We start from the raw sequence: 20,109 nt of genomic DNA on the forward strand, positions 1-20,109 counted from the left end.
GGGTTGCGCGGCTGGGGCTGCGAGTGGTCGGGTGGAGATATGCATCGCGGTGGCGAACTGGGCGAAGGAACCGACGACCGGGGTTCCGGGCGCGCCCAGCGCGGCCGTCACCGGCGCGAGGACACCGAGGGCGTCAAGGGTGGGGAAATCAGAGGCGGCCGCATGGGGGTGACGTACAAATACTTCGGCGCGCCCAATGGTGCGACCGCGGCCCGCGTCCCGATCTCCATGCGCCCTGAGGAACTCGGCGGTGACGAGCTCGGCATGGGCGGCATGTTCACCAAGATCAAGCCGGAGACCATGGCCGCCATGGTCCTCACCGGTATAGAGGGCATACCGCTCCATAAGGTTCCACCGCTCGAACTCGTCGTGCTCCACCCCGACTACGCCGTCGTCAAGCTGCCCATGACCGTGGTCGACCCGCTGCGCGGGGTCGGCGAGGAGTCGGTCGGTGCGGCCGCCTTCATCTGGTCCACCGTCCCCGACCGCGGCGGCCCCCGCGATGCCTTCAGCGTCTACCAGCTGCTGCACGAGTGGCAGGACTTCAGCCACCGGCTGCACGAGGCGGGGCATCAGGCGTACTGCCTGGTCTGGCCGTAACGACTCCGCGGACCCGGCCGAGCGAAACGGTTCGGCGGGCCGCGGGGCAGTGCCGGGCGCGGCGCGGGGCGGAACCTGGTACGGCACCGGTGTTTGGTGCGGCACGGTGCCGGTGGGGCAGGCCTTCCGGTGCGGCACGGTGCCGGTGGCGCAGGGCGTCCGGTGCGGCTCGGAGCCCGCCCGGTGCGGCGAGCCGATCAGGCGCCGATCCGGTCAGGCGGCGAGCCGGTCATCGGGTGAGGCCGTTGCCGCGCGGGCCGGTCGCCTGGTGGGGCAGTCACCAGCAGGGGCGGGTCACCAGGTGGGGCGGGCCGACACCCCGCCGTCCACGACCAGGTCATGGCCGGTGATCCAGGACGCCATCGATGAGGCGAGGAACACACAGGCGTCGCCGATGTCCTCCGGCCGCCCGAGCCGCCCGGTGGGCACGGCCGCCCGCCAGCGCCGCACCCCTTCCGGCCAGTCGTCCTCCAGGCCCGGGCGCGCGATCAGGCCCGGCGAGACGCTGTTGACGCGGATGCCGTACCCGCCGTACTCCAACGCCGCCGCGCGGGCGTGCATCACCACCGCCGCCTTCGACGCGCAGTAGTGGGCGTGCCCCGGCGCCGGGCGGTCCGCCTCAATGGAGGCGATGTGGGTCACCGACCCGCCGCCGGCCGACCGCATCACCTCCACCGCGGCCTGGGTGCAGGCGACGACGGAGTGCACGTTCACATCGGCCACCGCGCGCCAGTCGGCGAGCGACATCCCCGCCAGTGCCTGGACGGGCTGCACTCCGGCGTTGTTCACCAGCGCGGTCAGCCGGCCGCGCCAGCCGGCCGCCTCCTCGACCAGCCGGTGGCACTCCTCCTCGACGGCCAGGTCGGCGCGGAGCGCCCGTGCGCTGCCCCCGCCGTCCTCGATCCGCGCGACCAGCGCCCGCGCCGCCTCGGCGCCCGTCCGGTGGTGCACCACCACTGCGGCCCCGGCGGCGGCGAACCGCAGCGCGATGCCCCGGCCGATGCCGCCGGCGGCTCCGGTGACCAGGGCGACCTGGCCGGTCAGATCGGGAAGTTCGGAACGGGCGGGGGGACCGGGGCGATCCCCGGCAGCGGCCGGCTCCGGGCTGCTGGGCGCTCCGGGGGCGGTGGGTTCCCCGGAAACCGCTGCCGTGGCGGGCGGGTGAGGGGGCTTCGGTTCCGTCATGGCCGGCTCAGCGCGGCGATCCGCGCTGCCTCCTCGGGGAAACGCGCGGCCAGTTGGGCGGCGTCCCCGTGCTCGTAGTCCTGATAGGTGAATCCGGGCGCCATCGTGCAGCCGAAGAGCGTCCAGGCACCGCCGTCCACGACCTGCGCGGCCATCCACGTACCGGCCGGGACCGTGAACTGGACCTGCTGGCCGCCCAGGACGTCCGGCCCGAGGACGACCGTACGGGCCGAGCCGCCGCACCCGGGGCGCGTGCTGGCTCCGGGCGCATCGGCTGCCCCGGGCGCCTCGTCGACTCCGGGCACACCGCCGGCCCCGGGCGCGCTGTCGCTCGGGGGAGGACCACCGGCTCCGGGCGGACCGTCGTCCGGGGGAGCACCATCGGCTCCGGGCGGACCGTCGTCCTCAGTGAGTAAGTACAGGGTGAGCGGGTCTCCCGCGTAGAAGTGCCAGATCTCATCGGTCGGCAGGCGGTGCAGCGCCGAGAAGTCGCCGGGTTCGGCGGTCAGCAGCATCACGATCGCGGTGCCCTCGGGCCGCCCGTCGGGGCGCGGCGGGCCCGCCCAGGTCTGCCGGAACCGCCCGCCCTCACGGGGCAGCGGGGCCAGTCCGTAGAGCTCGACCAGCGCCTCGGGGAGCGGGGCGGGGGAGGTGCGCTGCTCGTCCATCGGTGAGTACTCCTCGGTGCCGGTGCCGTGGGAGATGCCGTGGGAGAACCGTGGGTGGTGCTCTGTGTGGTGCTCTGGGTGAGCTTCTGTGCGTTGCTCTGGGCGTTGCTCTGGGCGTTGCTGCTGAGGATGCCGGAGGAGCGCTGCGTTCCGGGTGGGACGGGATGCCGGGGATGCCGTGGTCCGTCCCGCGGTGATCCACCCTAGGCAATCCCGGGGCCCGGGACCGGTCACAATCGGGCCATGTCCGCCCCGGCCGTCATCCTCAGGCCGCCGTCCTCAGGCCGCCGTCCAGTGGGGGTCACGGCCCGTCTCCGCCAGCAGGGTCTCGAACGCGGAGGCGCCCGGCGGTACCGGCACCGGGTCGGCGAAGACGTTCATCGAGCGGGCAGTCGGGCCCATCTGTGCGACCAGCGCCCGCAGTTCGGCCACGCACTCCGGGGGCGGCGCGTACGGGTGGCCGCCCGCCCGGGCCAGGTCCCAGGCATGCACCGTCAGATCCAGCAGCACCATCGCCCCAACGGTCCGGGCCGGCAGTCCCATCCCGGGGCTCACCCCTTCCTCGGCGCCGGGCGCCGCCCACGCCTCGACCAGCCGCGCCGTCTCCTCGGCGAACCGGTCCGGCCACCCGTCGCCCCACTCCGCGAGCCGGTCCGGGGTGTGCCCGAAGTCCGCCGCCTCCTTGGCGGCCAGCGCCTGGAAGCTGACGACGACATGGAAGAGGTGGTTGAGCAGCGCCCGTACGTCGTACTCGGCGCAGGGTGTCGGCAGCGCTGTCCGGCCGCCGTCCACGGTGCGCAGGACCGGGAGCGCGGCATCGACCGCGACGGCCAGCAGATCGCTGATCGGCACGACGGCATCGCTTTCGAGCTTTTTGTTCCGCATGTGCTGTTCGTCGTTCATGCCGGTGACGCTACGGGGCGGTGTCGGCGGCGGCTTGAAGAAATGCGTCAGGTGCGGAGGTGTGTGCGGGGGGGGGGCGTGGGTGCGACGTCGGGGCGTCTGAGGCGTCCGGGGCGTCCGGGGCGTCCGGGGCGTCCGGGGCGTCGCCGAACGCCCTCGCCGCGCTTCCCCTCGCCGCGCTTCCCGTCACCGCGCTCCTCTTCCCCGCGCTCCCTTCCCCGCACTCTCGTCCACGCGCCTCTCGCCATCGCCCCTCTCGCTACCGCGCGATCCGCCCTAGGATCCCGGTATGGCCGGTCCACGGCGCGACACCCGGGGCATCGTCGACGCCCCGGATCTCTTCACGCGGGTGCAGTTCCGCCGCCGCACCCCCGCCGCCGCGCTGCGCCCGTACATCGAGCACTACTGGCTGATCGACTGGGACCTGACCGAGCCGTACGCCGCCCATGTCGTGCCGCACCCGAGCGTGAACCTCGTCTTCCAGCAGTACGCCGACCGGCCCGCCTTCGGAGAGGTCGCGGGGGTCGGGCTGGAGCTGTTCGCGCAGAAGCTGGCGGGGCGGGGGCGGGTGTGCGGGGTGCAGTTCCGGCCCGGCGGGTTCCGACCGTTCGCGCCGGAGCGACCGGTCACGGACTGGACGGACCGCCGGCTGCCGTGGACGGCGGTCCTCACCGGGGGCGGGGCGGAGCCCACCGGGACCGGCGATGCGCTACCGGGCGGAGCGGGCACCGACGCCGCGCCCGTTGCACCGGAGCCCGCGCATGAACGGGAACCCGCGCGGGCACCGGGCCCCGCACAGGTACCGGCGCCCGCACAGGTACCGGCGCCCGCACTCGTACCAGGGCCCGCGGAGGTGCTGGGGCCCGCGGACGAGGACGCCCGGGTGGCCGCGCTCGACGCCCTCCTGGTGCCGCTGCTGTGCGACGACCCGCAACTGCTGGCCCGGGCCGAGCTGGCCATGGGGCTGGCCGACCGGATCCGCCGGGACCGCACGATCCGCCGGGTGGCGGACTTCGCCCGCGACCAAGGGCTGTCGGTACGGGCGCTGCAGCGGCTGTTCGCCGGGTACGTCGGTGTCAGCCCCAAGTGGGTGCTGCTGCGCTACCGGGTCCACGAGGCTCTGGAGCGCGCCGCGTCGGACGCGGCGGTCGACTGGGCGGCGCTCGCCGCCGAGCTGGGCTACAGCGACCAGGCGCATCTGGTCCGGGACGTCACGGCGACGATCGGGGTGCCCCCGACGGCGTACGCGAAGGCGCCATGAAGCGGGCTGACGCCCGCCGGATACGCAGCGGGAGCGCCGCGGCTCAGGGCAGCTCGCCCGTCAGGTAGCGCTGGATGGTGGGCGCCAGCCAGGCGACGATCTCGTCGCAGCCGAGGTCGACAGCCGGCGGGAAGTGCAGGACGTAGCGGCACAGCGCCATGCCCAGTATCTGCGAGGCGATCAGCGCGGAGCGCACCTCGGCCTCCTCGGGCGACGGGCACACCGCGGCGATGGCCGGCCCGATCTGCTCGGCGAAGACGCCCCGCATCCGCTCCGCGCCGGCTTCGTTGGTGACGCCGACGCGCATCATGCCGGTCAGCGTCTCGTCGGACTCCCAGCGCTCCAGGAAGTAGCCCACGAGCCGGGTGCCGAGCTCCTCGTGCGGGACGTGGGTGAGGTCGGGGACGTACAGCTCGATCTCGGAGGCGGCCGCGAACAGGCCCGCCTTGTTGCCGTAGTAGCGCATCACCATCGACGGGTCGATGCCCGCCTCCCTGGCGATGGAGCGGATGGTGGCGCGCTCGTAGCCCTCGGCGGCGAAGCGGTCACGGGCGGCGGCCAGGATCGCGGCGCGGGTCACCGTGGAGCGCGGCGGGCGGCCTTCGGCGGAGGCGTCCGCGCCGACGGGGGCCGGGGCGTCCTGGGGGGCGCCGTGGCCGGGGGCTTCCGTGCCGCCGGAGGCCGTACGGCCGGAGGCTGTGCCGCCGGAGGCCGTGCGGTCCTCGGCGAGGGGTGCGTGCTGAGCCATGCCAACGACAGTAGGCCAACACCTGTTGACACGCCAGCGCACGGCGACCTACGCTTGCCAACAAGCGTTGGTCAACAGATGTTGGCCATCACCTGTTGACCCATACGTATCGACCCGGTACCGCACGGCACAGGAGGCAGCAGTCATGAACGCCCCGCACCCCACGCCCGGCGACCACGACCCCGCGGGCCGGACGGCCCCGGCCCGCCGCCGCACCGACGTCCTCGTCGTCGGCGCCGGCCCGACCGGGCTGCTGCTGGCCGGAGACCTCGCCGAGGCCGGCCTCTCCGTCACCCTCCTCGAACGCCGCCCCGATACGACCAGCAACCTCACCCGTGCCCTGGTCGTGCACGCCCGGACGCTGGAGCAACTCGACGCCCGCGGGCTCGCCGACGAGTTGGTGTCCCGTGGCCATCCCCTCTCCCATCTCCGCCTGTTCGGCGAGGCCGAACTGGACCCGGGGTTGCTGCCGTCCCGCTTCCCCTTCGTGCTGTTCACGCCGCAGTTCGAGGTCGAGCGGCTACTGGAGCGGCGGGCTCGGGAGGCCGGGGTGGAGTTCCGGTGCGGCACCGAGGTGACCGGACTGGCGCAGGACGCGGACGGCGTGACGGTCTCGCTGCGCACTGCGGACGGCGAGGACCGCACCCGGGCCGCCTACGTGATCGGCACGGACGGGGTGCACAGCACCGTCCGCGCGGCCGTGGGCCTGCCCTTCCCCGGGAAGTCCGTGATCCGCTCGGTGCTGCTCGCCGACGTCCGGCTCGCCCAGGAGCCCGACTCTCCCTTCACCTTCCACGCCACCGGCGACGCCTTCGCCCTGATCGGCTCGTTCGGCGACGGCTGGTACCGCGTCATCGGCTGGGACCGCCACCACCAGGCCGACGACAACACCCCCGCCGCTCTCGCCGAGGTCCGCGAGGTCACCCGGCGCGCCCTGGGCACCGACTACGGCATGCATGAGGCCCGCTGGGTCTCCCGCTTCCACAGCGACGAGCGCCAGGCCCCCGCCTACCGCGTCGGCCGGGTCTTCCTCGCCGGGGACGCCGCCCATGTCCACTCCCCCGCCGGCGGCCAGGGCATGAACACCGGCCTGCAGGACGCCGCCAACCTCAGCTGGAAGCTGGCCGCGGTGCTCCACGGCCAGGCCCCCACCTCCCTCCTGGACAGCTACCAAGCCGAGCGCCACCCCGTCGGCGCCGCTGTGCTGCGCAGCAGCGGGGCCATCCTCCGTATCGCCCTGCTGCACTCCGCGCCGGGCCGGGCCGCCCGGGCGCTGGCCGCCCAGCTGATCAACCGACTGGGCCCGGTGTCCCGGCGGGCCATCCGCACCCTCTCCGGCCTCGGCATCGCCTATCCGGCCGGGCCGGGCGCCCACAAGCTCGCCGGCCGCCGCGCCCCCGACATCCGACTGGCCGACGGCAGCCGCCTCTACGAGCTGCTCCGCCAGGGCCGGTTCGTACTGATCGCGCCGGCCGACGAGCCCTCGGCGCCGTACGCAACAAGAAACGGCGATCCAGCGGGCGGCAGGGGCGCGGAACGCGGTAGCACCGACGGCAGGGGCGCGGACGGCGGAAGCACCGACGGCAGGGGCGCGGACGGCCGGAGCACGAACGGCAAGGGCACGCAGGGCAGGGGGACGTCCCCCGGCAAAGGCGCGGACGGCAGGGCAGCCGGCGTCCTCGCCGACGGCCGGGTACTGCGGGCCGCCTGGCGCAGCAGCCGGCACACCGCCGTGCTGATACGCCCCGACGGCTATGTCGCCTGGGCCACCGACGCCACCGGCCCCGCGGAGCGCGCCGCCGCGCTACGGACCGCCCTGCTCCAGTGGACCGGCGCCGCCCCCGAGGTCGCCTCGACCACCCCGGTGCACTCCGCCGTCATCCCCGCGCCAGCACATGGCGCAGATACGCCCGCGGATCGTTGAGGTAACGCCGCCAGTGGTCGACGAGCCCCAGCTCCTCCCAGCTCACCGAGCGCATCCCGTGCTCGCCGACCTCCACGATCTCCGCACCGGGCAGCGCCGTCAGCAGCGGGGAGTGCGTGGCGCAGATGATCTGCGCGCCACCGCTCCCCAACTCGTCCATCACCGCCACCAGTTCCAGGCAGGAGGAGAAGGACAGTGCGGCCTCCGGCTCGTCCATCACATACAGCCCCCGCTGCCCGAACCGCTCCCGGAACGCCATCAGGAAACCTTCACCGTGGCTCATCGTGTCCGGGTGCCGGGACAGCCGCTTGGAGCTCACCTCACCGGCCAGCGCCTCCAGCGCCGTCTCGGCCCGCAGGAAGAAACCCTGCCGGCGGGTCCGCGGCCCACGCACCATGCGCCGGCCCTCCCGCGTGGGGTCGAACCGTATCCGGCCGCCCAGCAGCGAGGCCTCCCGGGAGCTGGCGTACTTGTAACCCGCCGATCCCCCATAGGAATCCAGCCCGAAGCCCTCCGCCAGCGCCTCGGCCAGCGTCGACTTCCCCGAGCCGTTCTCCCCCACCAGAAAGGTCACCGGCGCACGGAACGCCAACCCCTCCTCGACCAGCTGGCGCACGCACGGCACCGTCCAGGGCCAGCCGTCAGCGGCCGTGCCCTCCCCTTCCGGAAGATCCACGTAAGCCCGTTCGATCAGCATGTTCCCGAAGCTCTCACACCCCGCTGACAGTGGCGCATGCCCCGGCGCCACCCGCCGCACCCGGCCGCGCCACCGCCTTCCCTAGGCTCTGCTCATGCTCATCGCCCGCTCCGCCGCCCTGTTCCTCGTCGCCGCCCTCTTCGAAATCGGCGGCGCCTGGCTGGTCTGGCAGGGCATCCGCGAACACCGGGGCTGGATCTGGATCGGCGCCGGCGTGCTCGCCCTCGGCATCTACGGCGGGGTCGCCACCCTCCAGCCGGACGCCGCGTTCGGCCGCATCCTGGCCGCTTACGGCGGTGTCTTCGTCGCCGGATCGCTGGCCTGGGGCATGGTCGCCGACGGCTACCGGCCCGACCGCTGGGACGTCCTCGGCGCGCTGATCTGCCTGGTGGGCATGGCGGTGATCATGTACGCCCCCCGGGGCCGCTGACCAGCACCGCATATCCTGGCCACGCACCGCCCCGCACCACATGCACCACTGGCACCACCCGCAGCACCCGCAGCACCCGCAGCACCGGCACGACCGCCCCACCACCCCCGGGCTCCGCAGCGCGCGGGGGGACCGACTTCGTCCCGAGGAGAGCGCCATGACCGCCGATGCCCGTACCGCCGTCGTCACCGGAGCGAGCAGCGGCATCGGCGCCGCCACCGCCCGGGCGCTGGCCGCCGACGGCTACCGGGTGATCCTCACCGCCCGCCGCAAGGACCGCATCGAGGCACTCGCGGCCGAGCTGCCGGGCGCCCGGGCACAGGAGCTGGACGTCACCGACCGCGCCGCCGTCGACGCCTTCGCGGCCGGCCTGGACCGCTGTGACCTGCTGGTCAACAACGCCGGCGGCGCCCTGGGCGCCGAGCCGGTCGCCACCGGCGACCCCGCCGACTGGCGCACCATGTACGAGGTGAACGTGCTCGGCGTGCTCCACATGACCCAGTCGCTGCTGCCCGCGCTGACCGCGTCCGGCGACGGCACCGTCGTGGTGCTCTCCTCCACCGCCGGCCACGCGACGTACGAGGGCGGCGGCGGCTATGTCGCCGCCAAGCACGGCGCACACGTCCTCGCCGAGACCCTCCGACTGGAGCTGTGCGGCGAACCGGTGCGCGTCATCGAGGTCGCCCCTGGCATGGTCAAGACCGAGGAGTTCGCCACCACCCGCTTCCGCGGCGACAACGAGAAGGCCGCAAAGGTCTACGAGGGCGTCGAGCAGCCGCTCACCGCCGAGGACATCGCGGACACGGTCGCCTGGGCGGTCTCCCGTCCCTCGCATGTCAACATCGACCTCCTGGTGGTCCGCCCGCGCGCCCAGGCCTCCAACACCAAGGTCCACCGCACCCGTTGAGCCCGGCCGGGGCCCCCGCCCGAGGGCGCCCCGGCCCTGACACTCACCGGCCGGCCTTCCCCATCCCCCCACATCTACGTAGGGACGCGTTGCCCTGCACGCGATCCCCGTCCCCCACCTCTGCGTACGGGCGCACCGCCCTGCACGCGCCGCCCTGCACACGCCGCCCTGCACGCGAGGCCCTGCACGCGCCGTCCTGCACGCGCCGTGCTGCACGCCGTGCCCTCCCCGCGATGTCCTCCCCGCGATGCCCGCCACCAGGTCCCGCGCGCCCCACGCCCGGTCGCCCCCTGGCCACACGCCTTCTCTGACCGGCTGCCCGACCGCTGCCCCTGACCGGCAGCCCGGCCGCCCGACCACCCGGCTGCCCAACCGCTTCCCCTACCCGGCCGCCCGACCGCCTCCCCTCACCGGCCCGCAGCCGCCCCACAGTCACCCGCAGCCGCCCCACCGACGCGCCCGCCCCACCACCTCGGCCATTCGGCTGCGGTCGGCTCGCGCACCCTCCCGGACCGCGGTCTCGTGGAACACGGATGGCTGACGACGTCCCGCGCACGGGCGGTTTCGGACGCTCAGCCGTGAAAGGACATGGCGTGCTCATAGCCGGATCCATAGCGGGCCGTAGGCGTGGTACCGCGGCCGTCGCCACGGTGGTGGTGCTCTGCACGACGATGCTGACCGGACCGGACGCCGCCGTGGCCGGCGGCCCACCGGGCCCCTCCGCGCCCGCCCCCCAACTGCGGTGGCGCCCCTGCGTCCAGAACGGCCAGTTCGACTGCGCGACCGCCAAGGTGCCGCTGGACTACGACAACCCCGCCGGCCGCGCCCTCGAACTGGCCGTCATCCGGCGGAAGGCAACCGGCCCCGGACGACGCCTCGGCACCCTGTTCTTCAACCCGGGCGGCCCCGGCGGGCCCGGAACCATCCAGATGCCGCAGGAGTACGCGTTGTTCCCGCGCGAGGTACGGGAACGGTTCGACATCGTCAGCTGGGACCCCCGCGGGATCGGCAGCAGCACCGCGGTGAACTGCTTCGCGAGCCCCCAGGAAGCCGAGGCGTGGCGGGCGAGCAAGCCGGCCGGTCTCCCGGTGGGCGCACGGCAACGGGCGGCCTGGTTCGCCGCGTACCAGGACCTGGCCCGCCGCTGCCAGCAGCGCGACCCCGTGCTCCTGCGCCATGTGTCGACCGCCGACACCGCTCGTGACCTGGACCGGCTCCGCCGCTCGGTGGGGGACCCACAGCTCACCTACCTGGGGATCTCCTACGGCTCGTTCCTGGGCGCCACCTACGCCAACCTCTTCCCCCACAAGGTCCGCGCCATGGTCATCGACAGCATCGTCGACCCGCTGGCCTGGACGAACCACGGCTCCAGCACCCCCCGGCTCCCGACCTTCCTGCGCATGGGCTCGGACCTCAGCGCGGCGGCGACCCTGGACCGGTTCCTCGCCCTGTGCGGATCCACCACCACCGACCGCTGCGCGTTCTCCGCCGGTAGTCCGAAGGCGACACGGGAGAAGTTCGACCGGCTGATGCGGCGGCTCCGTGCCCGTCCCGTGGGCACCTGGACCTACGGCCGTACCGCCGCCGACGCCGTGAACAGCCTCTACCTGGTCCACCCCGGCTGGACCGGGCTCGCCGACCGGCTGCAGCTGCTCTGGCAGGGCCGCGCCCCCAAGGCGCCGTCACCCCCACCCGCCCCACCGGTCCCGGACCCGAACCCGTACCTGGGCGAGGAACAGGCCGCCGCGGTGCTCTGCGGCGACAGCCCCAATCCGCGTGACCCCGGCGTCTACCACCCACTGGAGGAGGCCAGCGCCCGCCGCGCGGGCGACGCCGGACGCTACTGGACCTGGGCCGCCGTGGGGTGCGCCTCCTGGCCGGCCGTCGCCGCCGACAGCTACCGCGGCCCGTGGAACCGGCCCACGGCACACCCCGTCCTGCTCGTCGGCACCCGCTACGACCCCGCCACTCCCTACCCGGACGCCCGGGCCACGGCAAGGGAGTTGGCCGACGCCCGCCTGCTCACCCTCGACGGGTACGGCCACACCGCGCTGCTCAATCCCAGCAGCTGCATCCAGACGTACGAGAGCCGCTACCTCATCGGCGGCACCCTTCCGCCGGCCGGGACCACCTGCCGGCAGGACGCGCCCCCCTTCTCCGCCCGCAAGCCGAGCGGCGGCGTCGCCACCGGCGGCGGAGCACTGGCCGACCGCATCTCCTGACCCACCAACCGCCCCAAGGCCCCCCAGCTCAAGGGGGCCGAAGGGAGCCGGCCGCGGTCAGCCGCGGTAGCTCTCCTGCCGGGCGAAGTCGGGTATCTCGACCGCTTCGAAGGCTTCGGTGTAGCGCAGGGGGCGGACGGTGTCGACGTTCCACACGTAGAACGGCAGCCGGGTGCGCGGGTTGGCGTGGCGGACCTGGTTGGGGCCGTGGTTCATACCGGCCGGTGTGACGCTCGCCAGCCCCGCCGGCGGACCGGCCTGGCTGCCGTCGCCGGTGCCGAGGAAGACGAACAGCTCGTCGTAGTCGACGTTGCGATGGGCCGGCTGCGCCTTGTCCGCGTCGTCCGCGGTCTGGGTGGGCCGGGGGGCCATGGTGACGAACCAGTTCTGCCCGGCCTGGAAGGTGGCGTGTGCCACCGGCGGCATTTCGAGGCGTTCGCTGGCGAGCGGGCGGAGGTCGGCCAGGCGCAGCCGGAAGGGCGCCAGGGTGCCGGTCCAGCCTTCCACGTCGGCGGGGTCGAAGGCGTAGAAGATCGACGACAGTTCACCCGCGCGCTGGACGAGCACCTCCCACTCGCCAGCCGGGTTCCGCGCGGAGGGGACGGTGATGCCGGCGTCGAGCCTGGGGACGTCGAGGACGCCGCGGTCGAAGGGCAGGAAGTGCCCCAGCAGCCCCCGCTCGGGGAGCGTGATCGGCTCCCGTGTCTCCACCACGTAGGTGACGTGCTGCTCGGCGCCGGGGTCGGGGACGATCCGGTAGTTGGTGCCCTTGGGGATCACCAGGTACTCCAGCGGCCCGTACGCGAGGGTGCCGTAGTCGGTGACCAGGGCGCCGCTGCCCGACTGGACCAGCAACAGGGTGTCGCCGTCGGTGTTGCGGAAGTAGTACGGCATCGGCGCCGCCCGCTTCGACACCGAGACCGTGATGTCCTCGTTGAACATCAGCGGCGTCGGCAGGGCGCGCTCGTCGTGCTCATCGGCGGCGGGAACGTCGGTGAGCCGGATGCCCCGTGGCCGGATCGGGCCCTCCACCCGCAGCCAGTCCGTGGTCGGGTGGGCGTGGTAGAGCTGAGAGACGTCACCCTCGAACCCCTGACGGCCGTGGTGCTCCTCGAAGGTGCCCTCCGGCACCCGGGCATGGGCCTGGCGGGAGATCCGGCCCTGAACGTGCTTCGCGAACATACTGCGACTTCTCCTTGAGCGCCGGCACACGCCAAGCGCCCCATCCGGTGGGTGAGTTAGAGGTGAGCGGGGTGTGGCGGTCGGGCCGGCAAGAGGCCCCGCCCTGCCACACCCGTGGCGGGCGCGGCGGCGACGCGGCCCGACCGCTCACCGCACCTCGCGGGGCCCGTAGGTAGTCGCGGCCACTGCCTCGCCACGTCACCGGCCTTTGATGCAGCGATCAACTGCCGGACCAGTCCTTCGGTTTGCGCCCCTCTGGCGCCTTTCACTCCATGAGTCAACAACCACAGCGTGCCGCCGGTCCAACACCGTTCATCGGACACCTGACAGCCTCAGACTGTTACGGTGGGGATTTGTGGATCTCGACCTGCGCCAGGTGCGCTACGCCGTCACCCTCGCTGACGAACTCCACTTCGGCCGGGCCGCGGACCGGCTCACCATCGCCCAGCAGACCCTCTCCGCCCAGATCAGAACCCTGGAGAAGCGGCTCGGCGTCCCGCTGTTCACCCGCGACCGCCGCCACGTCGCCCTCACCCCCGCCGGCGAGACCTTCGTCGAACGTGGCCGACGCCTCCTCGTCGACGCCGAGCGCCTGGTCAACGAGATCACCCACACCTGCGCACCCCTGCGCATCGATGTGGTCGCCGAGGGCCTGCCCTCCACGCTCCTGATCCATCACCTGCGCACCCAGGCCCCCGACCTGCCGTTCGAGGTGCTCCAGAGCCACGGCATGGCCGCAGCACTGCCCCGCCTCCTCACCGGCGACCTCGACCTTGCCTTCGGTCGCCCCTTCGGCCTCGGCCGCCCCCTCGGAGCCGCCCTCGCCACCATGCCCGTGGGCCTGGACCCCATCGGCGTCATCCTCCCCACCGACCACCCCCTCGCCGACCGGGACGAGGTCCCCCTCGCCGCCCTCGCCGATTACCCGCTCCTGATCCACTCGGCGGACGAGTCCGCCGAGTGGCACGACTGGGTCGACCAAGCCGTCGCTGCCTTCGACCTGAAGGTGGCGACACGCGTACGCGGTCACGGCCGCACCTCCGCCCTGGCCGCCGTCCAAGCCCTCCGCCACCCGGCCTTCGGCCTCACCTGCTCGCACCTCCCCGACGGCCTCACCGCCCGGCCCCTGAGCGACCCCGTCCCGCTCTACCCCTGGCACGCCGCCTGGAACACCGCCACCGCGCACCCCGCCCTTAACCGAGCCCTGGAACTCATCCACACCTACGCCCGGAGCCACCGCTGGCACCGCCCCCCGAGCGCCAACTGGTGGCTCCCCAAGCCCGATCGGGACACGCTGCGGGTCACGAACGGATCCCCATCGCAAAAGCCCCGGACCGCATCAGGCCCGGGGCCGTCGATCACACGGAGTGCCACACTCAACCCTTCACACACATCACCTGCGTGAGGTGGGCAACGATCTCCACCAGGTCCCGCCGCTGGTCGATGACCTTCTCGATCGGCTTGTAGGCGCCCGGGATCTCGTCGATCACCCCGGAGTCCTTACGGCACTCCACCCCCGCGTCTGCTCCTCCGCCACAAAGTTGTGGTGATTCCCAACACCTTGAACGAGGCTTGTCCGGGGCGTGGATGCGACTTCGAAGCGGTGGGGCGGTAAGACACCCGCACATGAAGACCGCACCCTACGTGGTGAGTCGGATATTTCCGCCCCCCTCGACCTCTCCCGTCATATCGGCACCGGCACGCTCCCGCACCGGCACATGAATTGACGTTCCGTCATTTCTCTTTCCTCTGGCTACCATGATCGATCATCGTCGCATCGCCGGCCTTTGGAGAGGAAGTACCCCATGCCAACAATCAGCATAATCACCCCCGTACACAACGGCGGCCATCATTACCTCGACGAGGCTTACCAGTCCCTGCGGGAGCAGAAGCTTCCGGGCGACTGGGAATGGCAATGGTGCCTTCAAGAGGACGGCCACACCGGAATCACCGCCGGCATCTTTCCCGAGGATCCCAGGATCTCGATCGAATCCGGAATGCCGGCGCGCGCCGCGGTGGCGCGGATGCACGGCCTCACTCGTGCGACCGGCGAGTTGATCCGGAATCTGGACGCCGACGACGTCTTGCTGCCGGGAGCGCTCGAGCGCGACATCGAGACATTGGAACGAGTTCCGTGGTGCGTGTCCGCGTGCATTGACCTCCACCGGGACGGCAGCACCTCACCGGGACCGTATGACCCTCCGGCCGGCCCGGTCGAGCCTGGCAGGTTCTTCGACGAGGTGGTGGAAAAGCGTCTGTCCGTGCAGACGACGACGTTCGCCGCGCACCGTCAACTGGTGCTCGCACTCGGCGGTTGGCATGCCCTGACCGGAGCCGAAGGAATTGCCCTGCTGCTCGCCGCGGAGGTTGTCGCACCTGGTGAATTCATCGCGGAGCCGAGCGCCTTTTACCGGAAACACCCCGACCAGACCACCGCGGCGGATAGTTACTGGAACCCGGCAGAGGCAGCCACTCGAATAGAAGCGGGCATACAGCGGGCCCGGGCATTGCGGGAGGCCGGTTGGACATGGCGGTGAGATTCCCCCGCGCGCACGCAAGCGGCGCGCCACACCTGAGACGTGCTGAGGGGAGGTGACCACACACGGGACCGGCAGCCGAGAGAGCACTCCGCCGGTCACTTCACGGCGTCCACCCGCCATCAGAAAACGCCAGAGCCCCGGACCACGTCCGGTCCGAGGCTTGACGATCACGTGCGGTGCCGGCCTCAGCCCTTCACACAGATGACCTGCTTGAGCTTCGCGACCACCTGGACCAGGTCCCGCTGCTGCTCCATCACCTGGCCGATCGGCTTGTAGGCGCCCGGGATCTCATCCACAACGCCGGAGTCCTTGCGGCACTCCACACCCCGCGTCTGGTCCTCCAGGTCCCGCGTCGAGAACTTCCGCTTGGCAGCGTTCCGGCTCATCCTTCGGCCGGCGCCGTGCGAGGCCGAGTTGAACGACATCGGGTTGCCCAGGCCACGGACGATGTACGACTCCGTGCCCATGGATCCGGGGATGATCCCCCACTCTCCCGAGCCCGCACTGATGGCCCCCTTCCGGGTAACCAGCAGATCCATCCCGTCGTAGCGCTCTTGAGGTTCACGGCCACCTGCACTATGGCCTGCCCGGTGGGCCATGGCCGGGTCAGCCCCTGTCCCATCACAGGCCATCCCAACGGCGCCTCCGCCGAACTTGGCTACGGGGCCAAGCCGCTGGCCCTGTCGGACCACGCCGGGCCTCCGCGGACGCTGTCGCTCCGGGAAACCGCGGGCACGATGTGCGACTGGCTGACCCGTACGCGCCTGCCGAAGAGCCCATCCGGCAAGGGCTGGAAGGTAGCAGCGCCCACGAACGTGCGGGCCCCGATCACCAACTGCTCGCTGCTCGACGCCACGACGGGCAAGTCCGCCATGGACCTCACCGGCTGTTACGGCACTGGAGAGGACCTGTCGCCACAGCTGCCGATGAGCCAAGTACGTTCCTTGCTCAACGCGTTCGCCAAGGACCAGGCTAAGCGGCGCGGCTGCACCGACCTCGAACTCCCTAGCACGACCATCCACCCGGCGGCGCACTGACGGACACGGCCCAAGGGTTGTCCCTTAACTGCCGTTCACGGGTGAAATGCTTTGCCGTGTCTGGCGTGATCACGACGTTCGAGCCGTCCTGGACGGCCCCGTTCACCGGGCTGCCCCCCGCGACGGTTCGGCCAGCTGATCAGCGCGCGCTGCGCCATCAGGCCGCGAGGGCAGGGGCAGGGGCTGCGCACGTTGCCGCTGACGCGGCCGGAGTCGCCGGGTTGCGGGGCCACAGCCATCTGCCGGGTGCGGTCGAAGACCAGGTCCAAGCGCCTGGTGGTCAGGGTACGCAGATCGACGGGCGGCACCGCCATGGTTGAGATCGACGGCCCACGACACATCGTCGGATATCGCCAGCACGTTCCCGATCAGCGCAAGCAGCCCAGTCTCGTCGTTGTGGATCCGGCGGGACAGCAGCCACTCGCCCTCCGTCCCGTAAGCCGCCCAACGGCTCACCCTTTACAGCCACACCCAGAGCCCCGAGGCTCGGCCGATCTTACGAATGACCGGATCAGACCCACGCTTTGAAAGGCGGACACTCTTCAGTGGCCCCTGCATCTCAGGCGAGGCCAGCGCCATCCGCATGAATGCTGATGGCAGCCCGGTAGCAGAGGGCTGCGCAGGCTGCGACAGCCGCAATGCCAGCCCATCCGAGGCAAGTCACAGCGACGCCCTCACACCGAGCCGAACGCTTAACGCGACCCTTACGCGTCGAGCTGCCCCTATTCCACCTTCGTTGCATCAGCCGTTGTTAGACTCACTCCCCGCACGCGATAGGCATAGGGAATATGAGGGGGAACTATGTCTTTACCGGGAACGTTCCGAGTCGACATCGAGGAACTCGGAAGAATTTCACGGAAGCTCGACGAGAGCGTTACCGGAATGCGTACGGTGACGCAGAAAATGGACCAGGCAACAGCAGGTCAACTCGGACACAAATGCCTGGATTCTACTTGCGAAGACTTCCAGTCGAAGTGGAAGTATGGAATCGACCAGATCTCTAAGCTGGCAGACTCCATACGAGGCTCAATAGATGCCACTGCACACTCGTATCGCACATGTGAAATGGGAATTCAGCAGGCGCTCTCCAAGGGGATGGAATCAGGTTCACCTGACCCTTCTCAATCATCTCCGCCCTCCAGTTCGACATCGTCGGTCTTTGGATAAGGGGGAACCATGAGTGGCGGAAAGATACCTTCCGACGCCGCAGGGTACCCAGGGATAGGGTTCGACCCGGCCCCTGGAAATCTCTCAGCGGTGCGTGCGCTGGTTGACCAGTCATTCGATGCGCATCGAAAGCTGTCGTCGGTCTGGCAGACCCTGAGCTCCATCACCCGCGGGGGTGAGGAGTGGAGCGGAATTGCCGCGGACGCGTTTTCTATGCAGGTGAAGGACCTTCCGAAGCTGGTCGACTCTGCAACTCAGAGTTTTTATGATTGTGGATTCCAGCTGAATGAATGGTCCGCCAAGCTGGAAACCATGAAGTCTCGCGCAACGGACATGGAGGCCCGTGCAGTCACCGCTCGTTCCCGACAGCGAGATGCAGAGGAAAACCCGGATCTGGGACTGGCAGGGCATACATTCGAGACCGACGAAGAACTGCACAACGCCGAACAGCGACTGAACAAAGCGGTCAAGGAACTCGATTCAGCCCGGAACGCCCTCAATTCTCTGATCGAGGATGCGAGACGACTCAAGCAGCAGCATGACGAGGCCGCGGAGAAGGTGGCGGAGGCTATCCGCCGGGCTTCAGAAGCGGCCCCCAACGAACCCGGTTGGCTGGATCGACTCGGCGACGCCATCAAGTCCCTGGCCGAGGCCCAGGCACTTCTGGCGAATCAGGCGTGGGACTGGGTGAAGAACCACGCCAACGCGATCGCGGCGTTGGGGGATGTCATGTCTACTGTCAGTGCGGTAACTGGCCTGGTCGGAGTTGGGGCGGCCGCGCTGGGCCTGGAACCACTGGCGGTGGGCCTTGAGGTCGGATCATCCGTATTCGCGGCCGGCGCGTTTGCCCTGCACGGTGTGGCCCGTGTGGCGGGCGGTGAAGACGTTGTATCGAACCGTACGTTGACGCAGGATGCGCTGGGCATGATTCCGCTGGGAGCCGCTGCTCGCGTCGGAGGCGAACTGGGCACCGCGATGCTCAAGAGCCGAGCAGCAAACGGGGCAGCGGGGTTTGGTCTCGCCGACTCCTGGGCCAGCCTTGTCGGAGACCCCTCTGTGTTCGAGAACTTTGTTCCCAAGAATCCTGGGCAAGCCATTGGAATGGTGGCCAGTCCCTTGTTCCCTGCCCTGCAAAATGCTTGGAACAAGGGAAGCGCCAAGGACCGAGCTGCTGATGGCGGGTGACAACGTCTCATGAATGACGAAGGGATAGCAGCACGTTTCGATGGGCGGGCGTCCGTTGAGTTCATCCTCACCGGATTTGAATCACACCAGGCTGACCACATCACCTGGATAGCCACAGAGCTGGGTTACGCGCTCAGCGCTGCGGAACGGTATGGGCGTGGGCAGTTCCGCGTGTCTTATATGCGCGACGACAGTCCAGCCTCCCGCCAGCGTGCCCAGGCGGCCATGGCTCGAGTACAGGCTGCGGGCAGTTGGCTCGCAGTGACTACCTCGCCATGGTCACCCGCTCAGGCCGCTGATCCGTCCCTGATCACGCCGCTGCGCGCCGCACTAGCGGCAAGGAGCGTCAAATCCTACAACGATTTGCCTGCTGCCCAGGTGCCTATCGTCTTCGTCATTTTTGCCGCCGGATTCTTCGCGTTGACGTGGGCCGTACGCGAGTTGGTGCCCGTCAGCGTGGGGTTCTGCCTCATGGGGGTACTGTGCCTAACGGGAGCCGTTCTCGGCCCGCGGCACAGGCGGAATCGCCATGAAGCTAATCTGCGCCTGCTTGAGAGCTTTCGGCGACAGCAGGCGGCTCGATTTTGGGTGCGCCCGCCCGCTCCGCCACCACATCCACCTTCCGGCCCTCCTTACGACCAGACGGGGAAATGAAATTGAAATTTACTGTGCCGGCGGGATTCACTGCGATCCCCATAGGGGTAACCAGCGAAGAAGCGGAGAGAGCAATTACTTCGCGAACATCTCGAGACGCCCTCGAATCAAACCCGCTGCTATTACAGAACCTTGTGGAGGATATCCATAAAGCCTCTCAGGCACTCGAAAATTCGGGCGCCTTGTATGCCGGAACCTGCGTGCGAACCTACAAGGGCGAACTCTCTTTCGGCACCTTGCTTGTCACCGTCACGCCGTTTGCATTCGGAGATGCGACAGTGGCGGCCACCGGCATAGTACGTTCCCTTGTCGCCAAACGAGGAGAAGCCTGGGAAGGTGGTGTGCTCGACACCCCCACTGGACCGGTAGCAATGTTGTCCGGGATGAACGGTATACACATTCCCGCGGAATTCTCCCCGTCGGGTGAGGAGCTGACCGTTCCCATGGCGGAAATGCAGGCGTTTCTTCCCATCCCGCAAGGGGGCGAGAATCAGGAGCAGTGCCTCGTCTGCTTCAACTTTACGACGCCTTGCGAGGACCACTGGGAAGAATACTGCTCAGACATCGTGGAAATCCTGAGCAGCATAACCTTCGACCAGTCTGGCCACTCCGCTCCCGACTCAAGCGCTCAGCCTACGTCAGAGAGTCTTCCTGCTCTGGCTCCTGAGAGATCCGTTCCCGGAGCAGCCCACCCTGACGGCGACAAGCCCGCGACGCCTTTCGGCTAACAACTGCTCCGGGCTTCGACTCACGGGCATTTCACGCTGACGGTGCCCCGGACCCCATCCCGTCCGGGCTC

At 70.4% G+C, this 20,109-nt stretch carries 17 protein-coding genes and 2 pseudogenes; 11 read left to right on the forward strand and 8 right to left on the reverse strand.

Annotated features, from left to right (window positions below; all coding sequences use genetic code 11):
* The first annotated feature begins 39 nt into the window (after positions 1 to 39).
* Positions 40 to 600, forward strand: a complete 561-nt coding sequence (locus tag AB0G84_RS32905; RefSeq protein WP_361329286.1) for a hypothetical protein — start codon at positions 40 to 42, stop codon at positions 598 to 600.
* 294 nt (positions 601 to 894) lie between these two features.
* On the opposite strand, the gene AB0G84_RS32910 is transcribed toward AB0G84_RS32905, so the two are convergent.
* From AB0G84_RS32910 to AB0G84_RS32920, 3 genes are all read right to left on the reverse strand, one after another.
* Positions 895 to 1,785, reverse strand: coding sequence for an SDR family NAD(P)-dependent oxidoreductase (locus tag AB0G84_RS32910; RefSeq protein WP_361329162.1), 891 nt, complete (start codon positions 1,783 to 1,785; stop codon positions 895 to 897).
* Positions 1,782 to 2,453 (reverse strand): cupin domain-containing protein, encoded by a 672-nt coding sequence (locus tag AB0G84_RS32915; protein WP_361329165.1) that lies wholly within the window; start codon positions 2,451 to 2,453, stop codon positions 1,782 to 1,784. Before AB0G84_RS32915 ends, AB0G84_RS32910 begins: the two co-directional genes overlap by 4 nt.
* 279 nt (positions 2,454 to 2,732) lie before the next feature.
* On the reverse strand, positions 2,733 to 3,356 hold the full coding sequence (locus tag AB0G84_RS32920; RefSeq protein ID WP_361329168.1) for a TIGR03086 family metal-binding protein: 624 nt from the start codon (positions 3,354 to 3,356) through the stop codon (positions 2,733 to 2,735).
* A gap of 289 nt (positions 3,357 to 3,645) precedes the next feature.
* Between AB0G84_RS32920 and AB0G84_RS32925 the strand changes: the two genes are divergently transcribed.
* Positions 3,646 to 4,617 (forward strand): helix-turn-helix domain-containing protein, encoded by a 972-nt coding sequence (locus AB0G84_RS32925; protein ID WP_361329171.1) that lies wholly within the window; start codon positions 3,646 to 3,648, stop codon positions 4,615 to 4,617.
* Positions 4,618 to 4,660: 43 nt separating this feature from the next.
* Here AB0G84_RS32925 and AB0G84_RS32930 read toward each other — a convergent pair whose 3' ends face one another.
* Entirely contained in the window at positions 4,661 to 5,365 is a 705-nt protein-coding gene (locus AB0G84_RS32930) for a TetR family transcriptional regulator (RefSeq protein ID WP_361329175.1), read from the reverse strand.
* A 145-nt stretch (positions 5,366 to 5,510) separates the two neighbouring features.
* Between AB0G84_RS32930 and AB0G84_RS32935 the strand changes: the two genes are divergently transcribed.
* On the forward strand, positions 5,511 to 7,289 hold the full coding sequence (locus tag AB0G84_RS32935; protein ID WP_361329178.1) for an FAD-dependent oxidoreductase: 1,779 nt from the start codon (positions 5,511 to 5,513) through the stop codon (positions 7,287 to 7,289).
* Here AB0G84_RS32935 and AB0G84_RS32940 read toward each other — a convergent pair.
* Complete coding sequence (locus AB0G84_RS32940; protein WP_361329181.1) at positions 7,243 to 7,986, reverse strand: AAA family ATPase; 744 nt, start codon at positions 7,984 to 7,986, stop codon at positions 7,243 to 7,245. The two genes, AB0G84_RS32935 and AB0G84_RS32940, sit on opposite strands and share 47 nt — an antisense overlap.
* A gap of 94 nt (positions 7,987 to 8,080) precedes the next feature.
* Here AB0G84_RS32940 and AB0G84_RS32945 point away from each other — a divergent pair, with 94 nt between their 5' ends.
* From AB0G84_RS32945 to AB0G84_RS32955, 3 genes are all read left to right on the forward strand, one after another.
* Positions 8,081 to 8,416 (forward strand): YnfA family protein, encoded by a 336-nt coding sequence (locus AB0G84_RS32945; protein ID WP_361329184.1) that lies wholly within the window; start codon positions 8,081 to 8,083, stop codon positions 8,414 to 8,416.
* A gap of 157 nt (positions 8,417 to 8,573) precedes the next feature.
* A complete protein-coding gene (locus AB0G84_RS32950) occupies positions 8,574 to 9,323 on the forward strand; it encodes an SDR family oxidoreductase (RefSeq protein ID WP_361329187.1) in 750 nt (249 codons plus the stop codon).
* Between the two features lie 593 nt (positions 9,324 to 9,916).
* Positions 9,917 to 11,545, forward strand: coding sequence for an alpha/beta fold hydrolase (locus AB0G84_RS32955; protein WP_361329190.1), 1,629 nt, complete (start codon positions 9,917 to 9,919; stop codon positions 11,543 to 11,545).
* Between the two features lie 57 nt (positions 11,546 to 11,602).
* Here the strand turns inward: AB0G84_RS32955 and AB0G84_RS32960 are convergent, their stop codons facing one another.
* Positions 11,603 to 12,727 (reverse strand): homogentisate 1,2-dioxygenase, encoded by a 1,125-nt coding sequence (locus AB0G84_RS32960; RefSeq protein ID WP_361329193.1) that lies wholly within the window; start codon positions 12,725 to 12,727, stop codon positions 11,603 to 11,605.
* A 355-nt stretch (positions 12,728 to 13,082) separates the two neighbouring features.
* Between AB0G84_RS32960 and AB0G84_RS32965 the strand changes: the two genes are divergently transcribed.
* Positions 13,083 to 14,132, forward strand: a complete 1,050-nt coding sequence (locus AB0G84_RS32965) for a LysR family transcriptional regulator (RefSeq protein ID WP_361329196.1) — start codon at positions 13,083 to 13,085, stop codon at positions 14,130 to 14,132.
* Here the strand turns inward: AB0G84_RS32965 and AB0G84_RS32970 are convergent.
* Positions 14,104 to 14,244, reverse strand: a pseudogene (locus AB0G84_RS32970) (RtcB family protein); the annotation flags it as partial. The gene AB0G84_RS32965 and the pseudogene AB0G84_RS32970 sit on opposite strands and share 29 nt — an antisense overlap.
* A 288-nt stretch (positions 14,245 to 14,532) precedes the next feature.
* On the opposite strand from AB0G84_RS32970, the gene AB0G84_RS32975 reads away from it, so the two are divergent.
* On the forward strand, positions 14,533 to 15,264 hold the full coding sequence (locus tag AB0G84_RS32975; protein ID WP_361329199.1) for a glycosyltransferase family A protein: 732 nt from the start codon (positions 14,533 to 14,535) through the stop codon (positions 15,262 to 15,264).
* 188 nt (positions 15,265 to 15,452) lie between these two features.
* Here the strand turns inward: AB0G84_RS32975 and AB0G84_RS32980 are convergent.
* Positions 15,453 to 15,824 (reverse strand): annotated as a pseudogene (locus tag AB0G84_RS32980) (RtcB family protein); the annotation flags it as partial.
* On the opposite strand from AB0G84_RS32980, the gene AB0G84_RS32985 reads away from it, so the two are divergent.
* The 3 genes from AB0G84_RS32985 to AB0G84_RS32995 all read left to right on the forward strand — a co-directional run bounded on the left by AB0G84_RS32985 (position 15,822) and on the right by AB0G84_RS32995 (position 20,038).
* The gene (locus tag AB0G84_RS32985) at positions 15,822 to 16,304 is read left to right on the forward strand and encodes a hypothetical protein (protein ID WP_361329295.1); all 483 of its coding nucleotides are present in this window, start codon (positions 15,822 to 15,824) and stop codon (positions 16,302 to 16,304) included. The pseudogene AB0G84_RS32980 and the gene AB0G84_RS32985 overlap by 3 nt on opposite strands.
* A 1,176-nt stretch (positions 16,305 to 17,480) precedes the next feature.
* The gene (locus tag AB0G84_RS32990) at positions 17,481 to 18,656 is read left to right on the forward strand and encodes a putative T7SS-secreted protein (RefSeq protein WP_361329202.1); all 1,176 of its coding nucleotides are present in this window, start codon (positions 17,481 to 17,483) and stop codon (positions 18,654 to 18,656) included.
* Positions 18,657 to 19,306: 650 nt separating this feature from the next.
* Positions 19,307 to 20,038, forward strand: a complete 732-nt coding sequence (locus tag AB0G84_RS32995; protein ID WP_361329206.1) for a hypothetical protein — start codon at positions 19,307 to 19,309, stop codon at positions 20,036 to 20,038.
* The last annotated feature ends 71 nt before the right edge of the window (positions 20,039 to 20,109 follow it).

Source organism: Streptomyces sp. NPDC020742 (assembly GCF_040641675.1).
GTDB lineage: Bacteria > Actinomycetota > Actinomycetes > Streptomycetales > Streptomycetaceae > Streptomyces.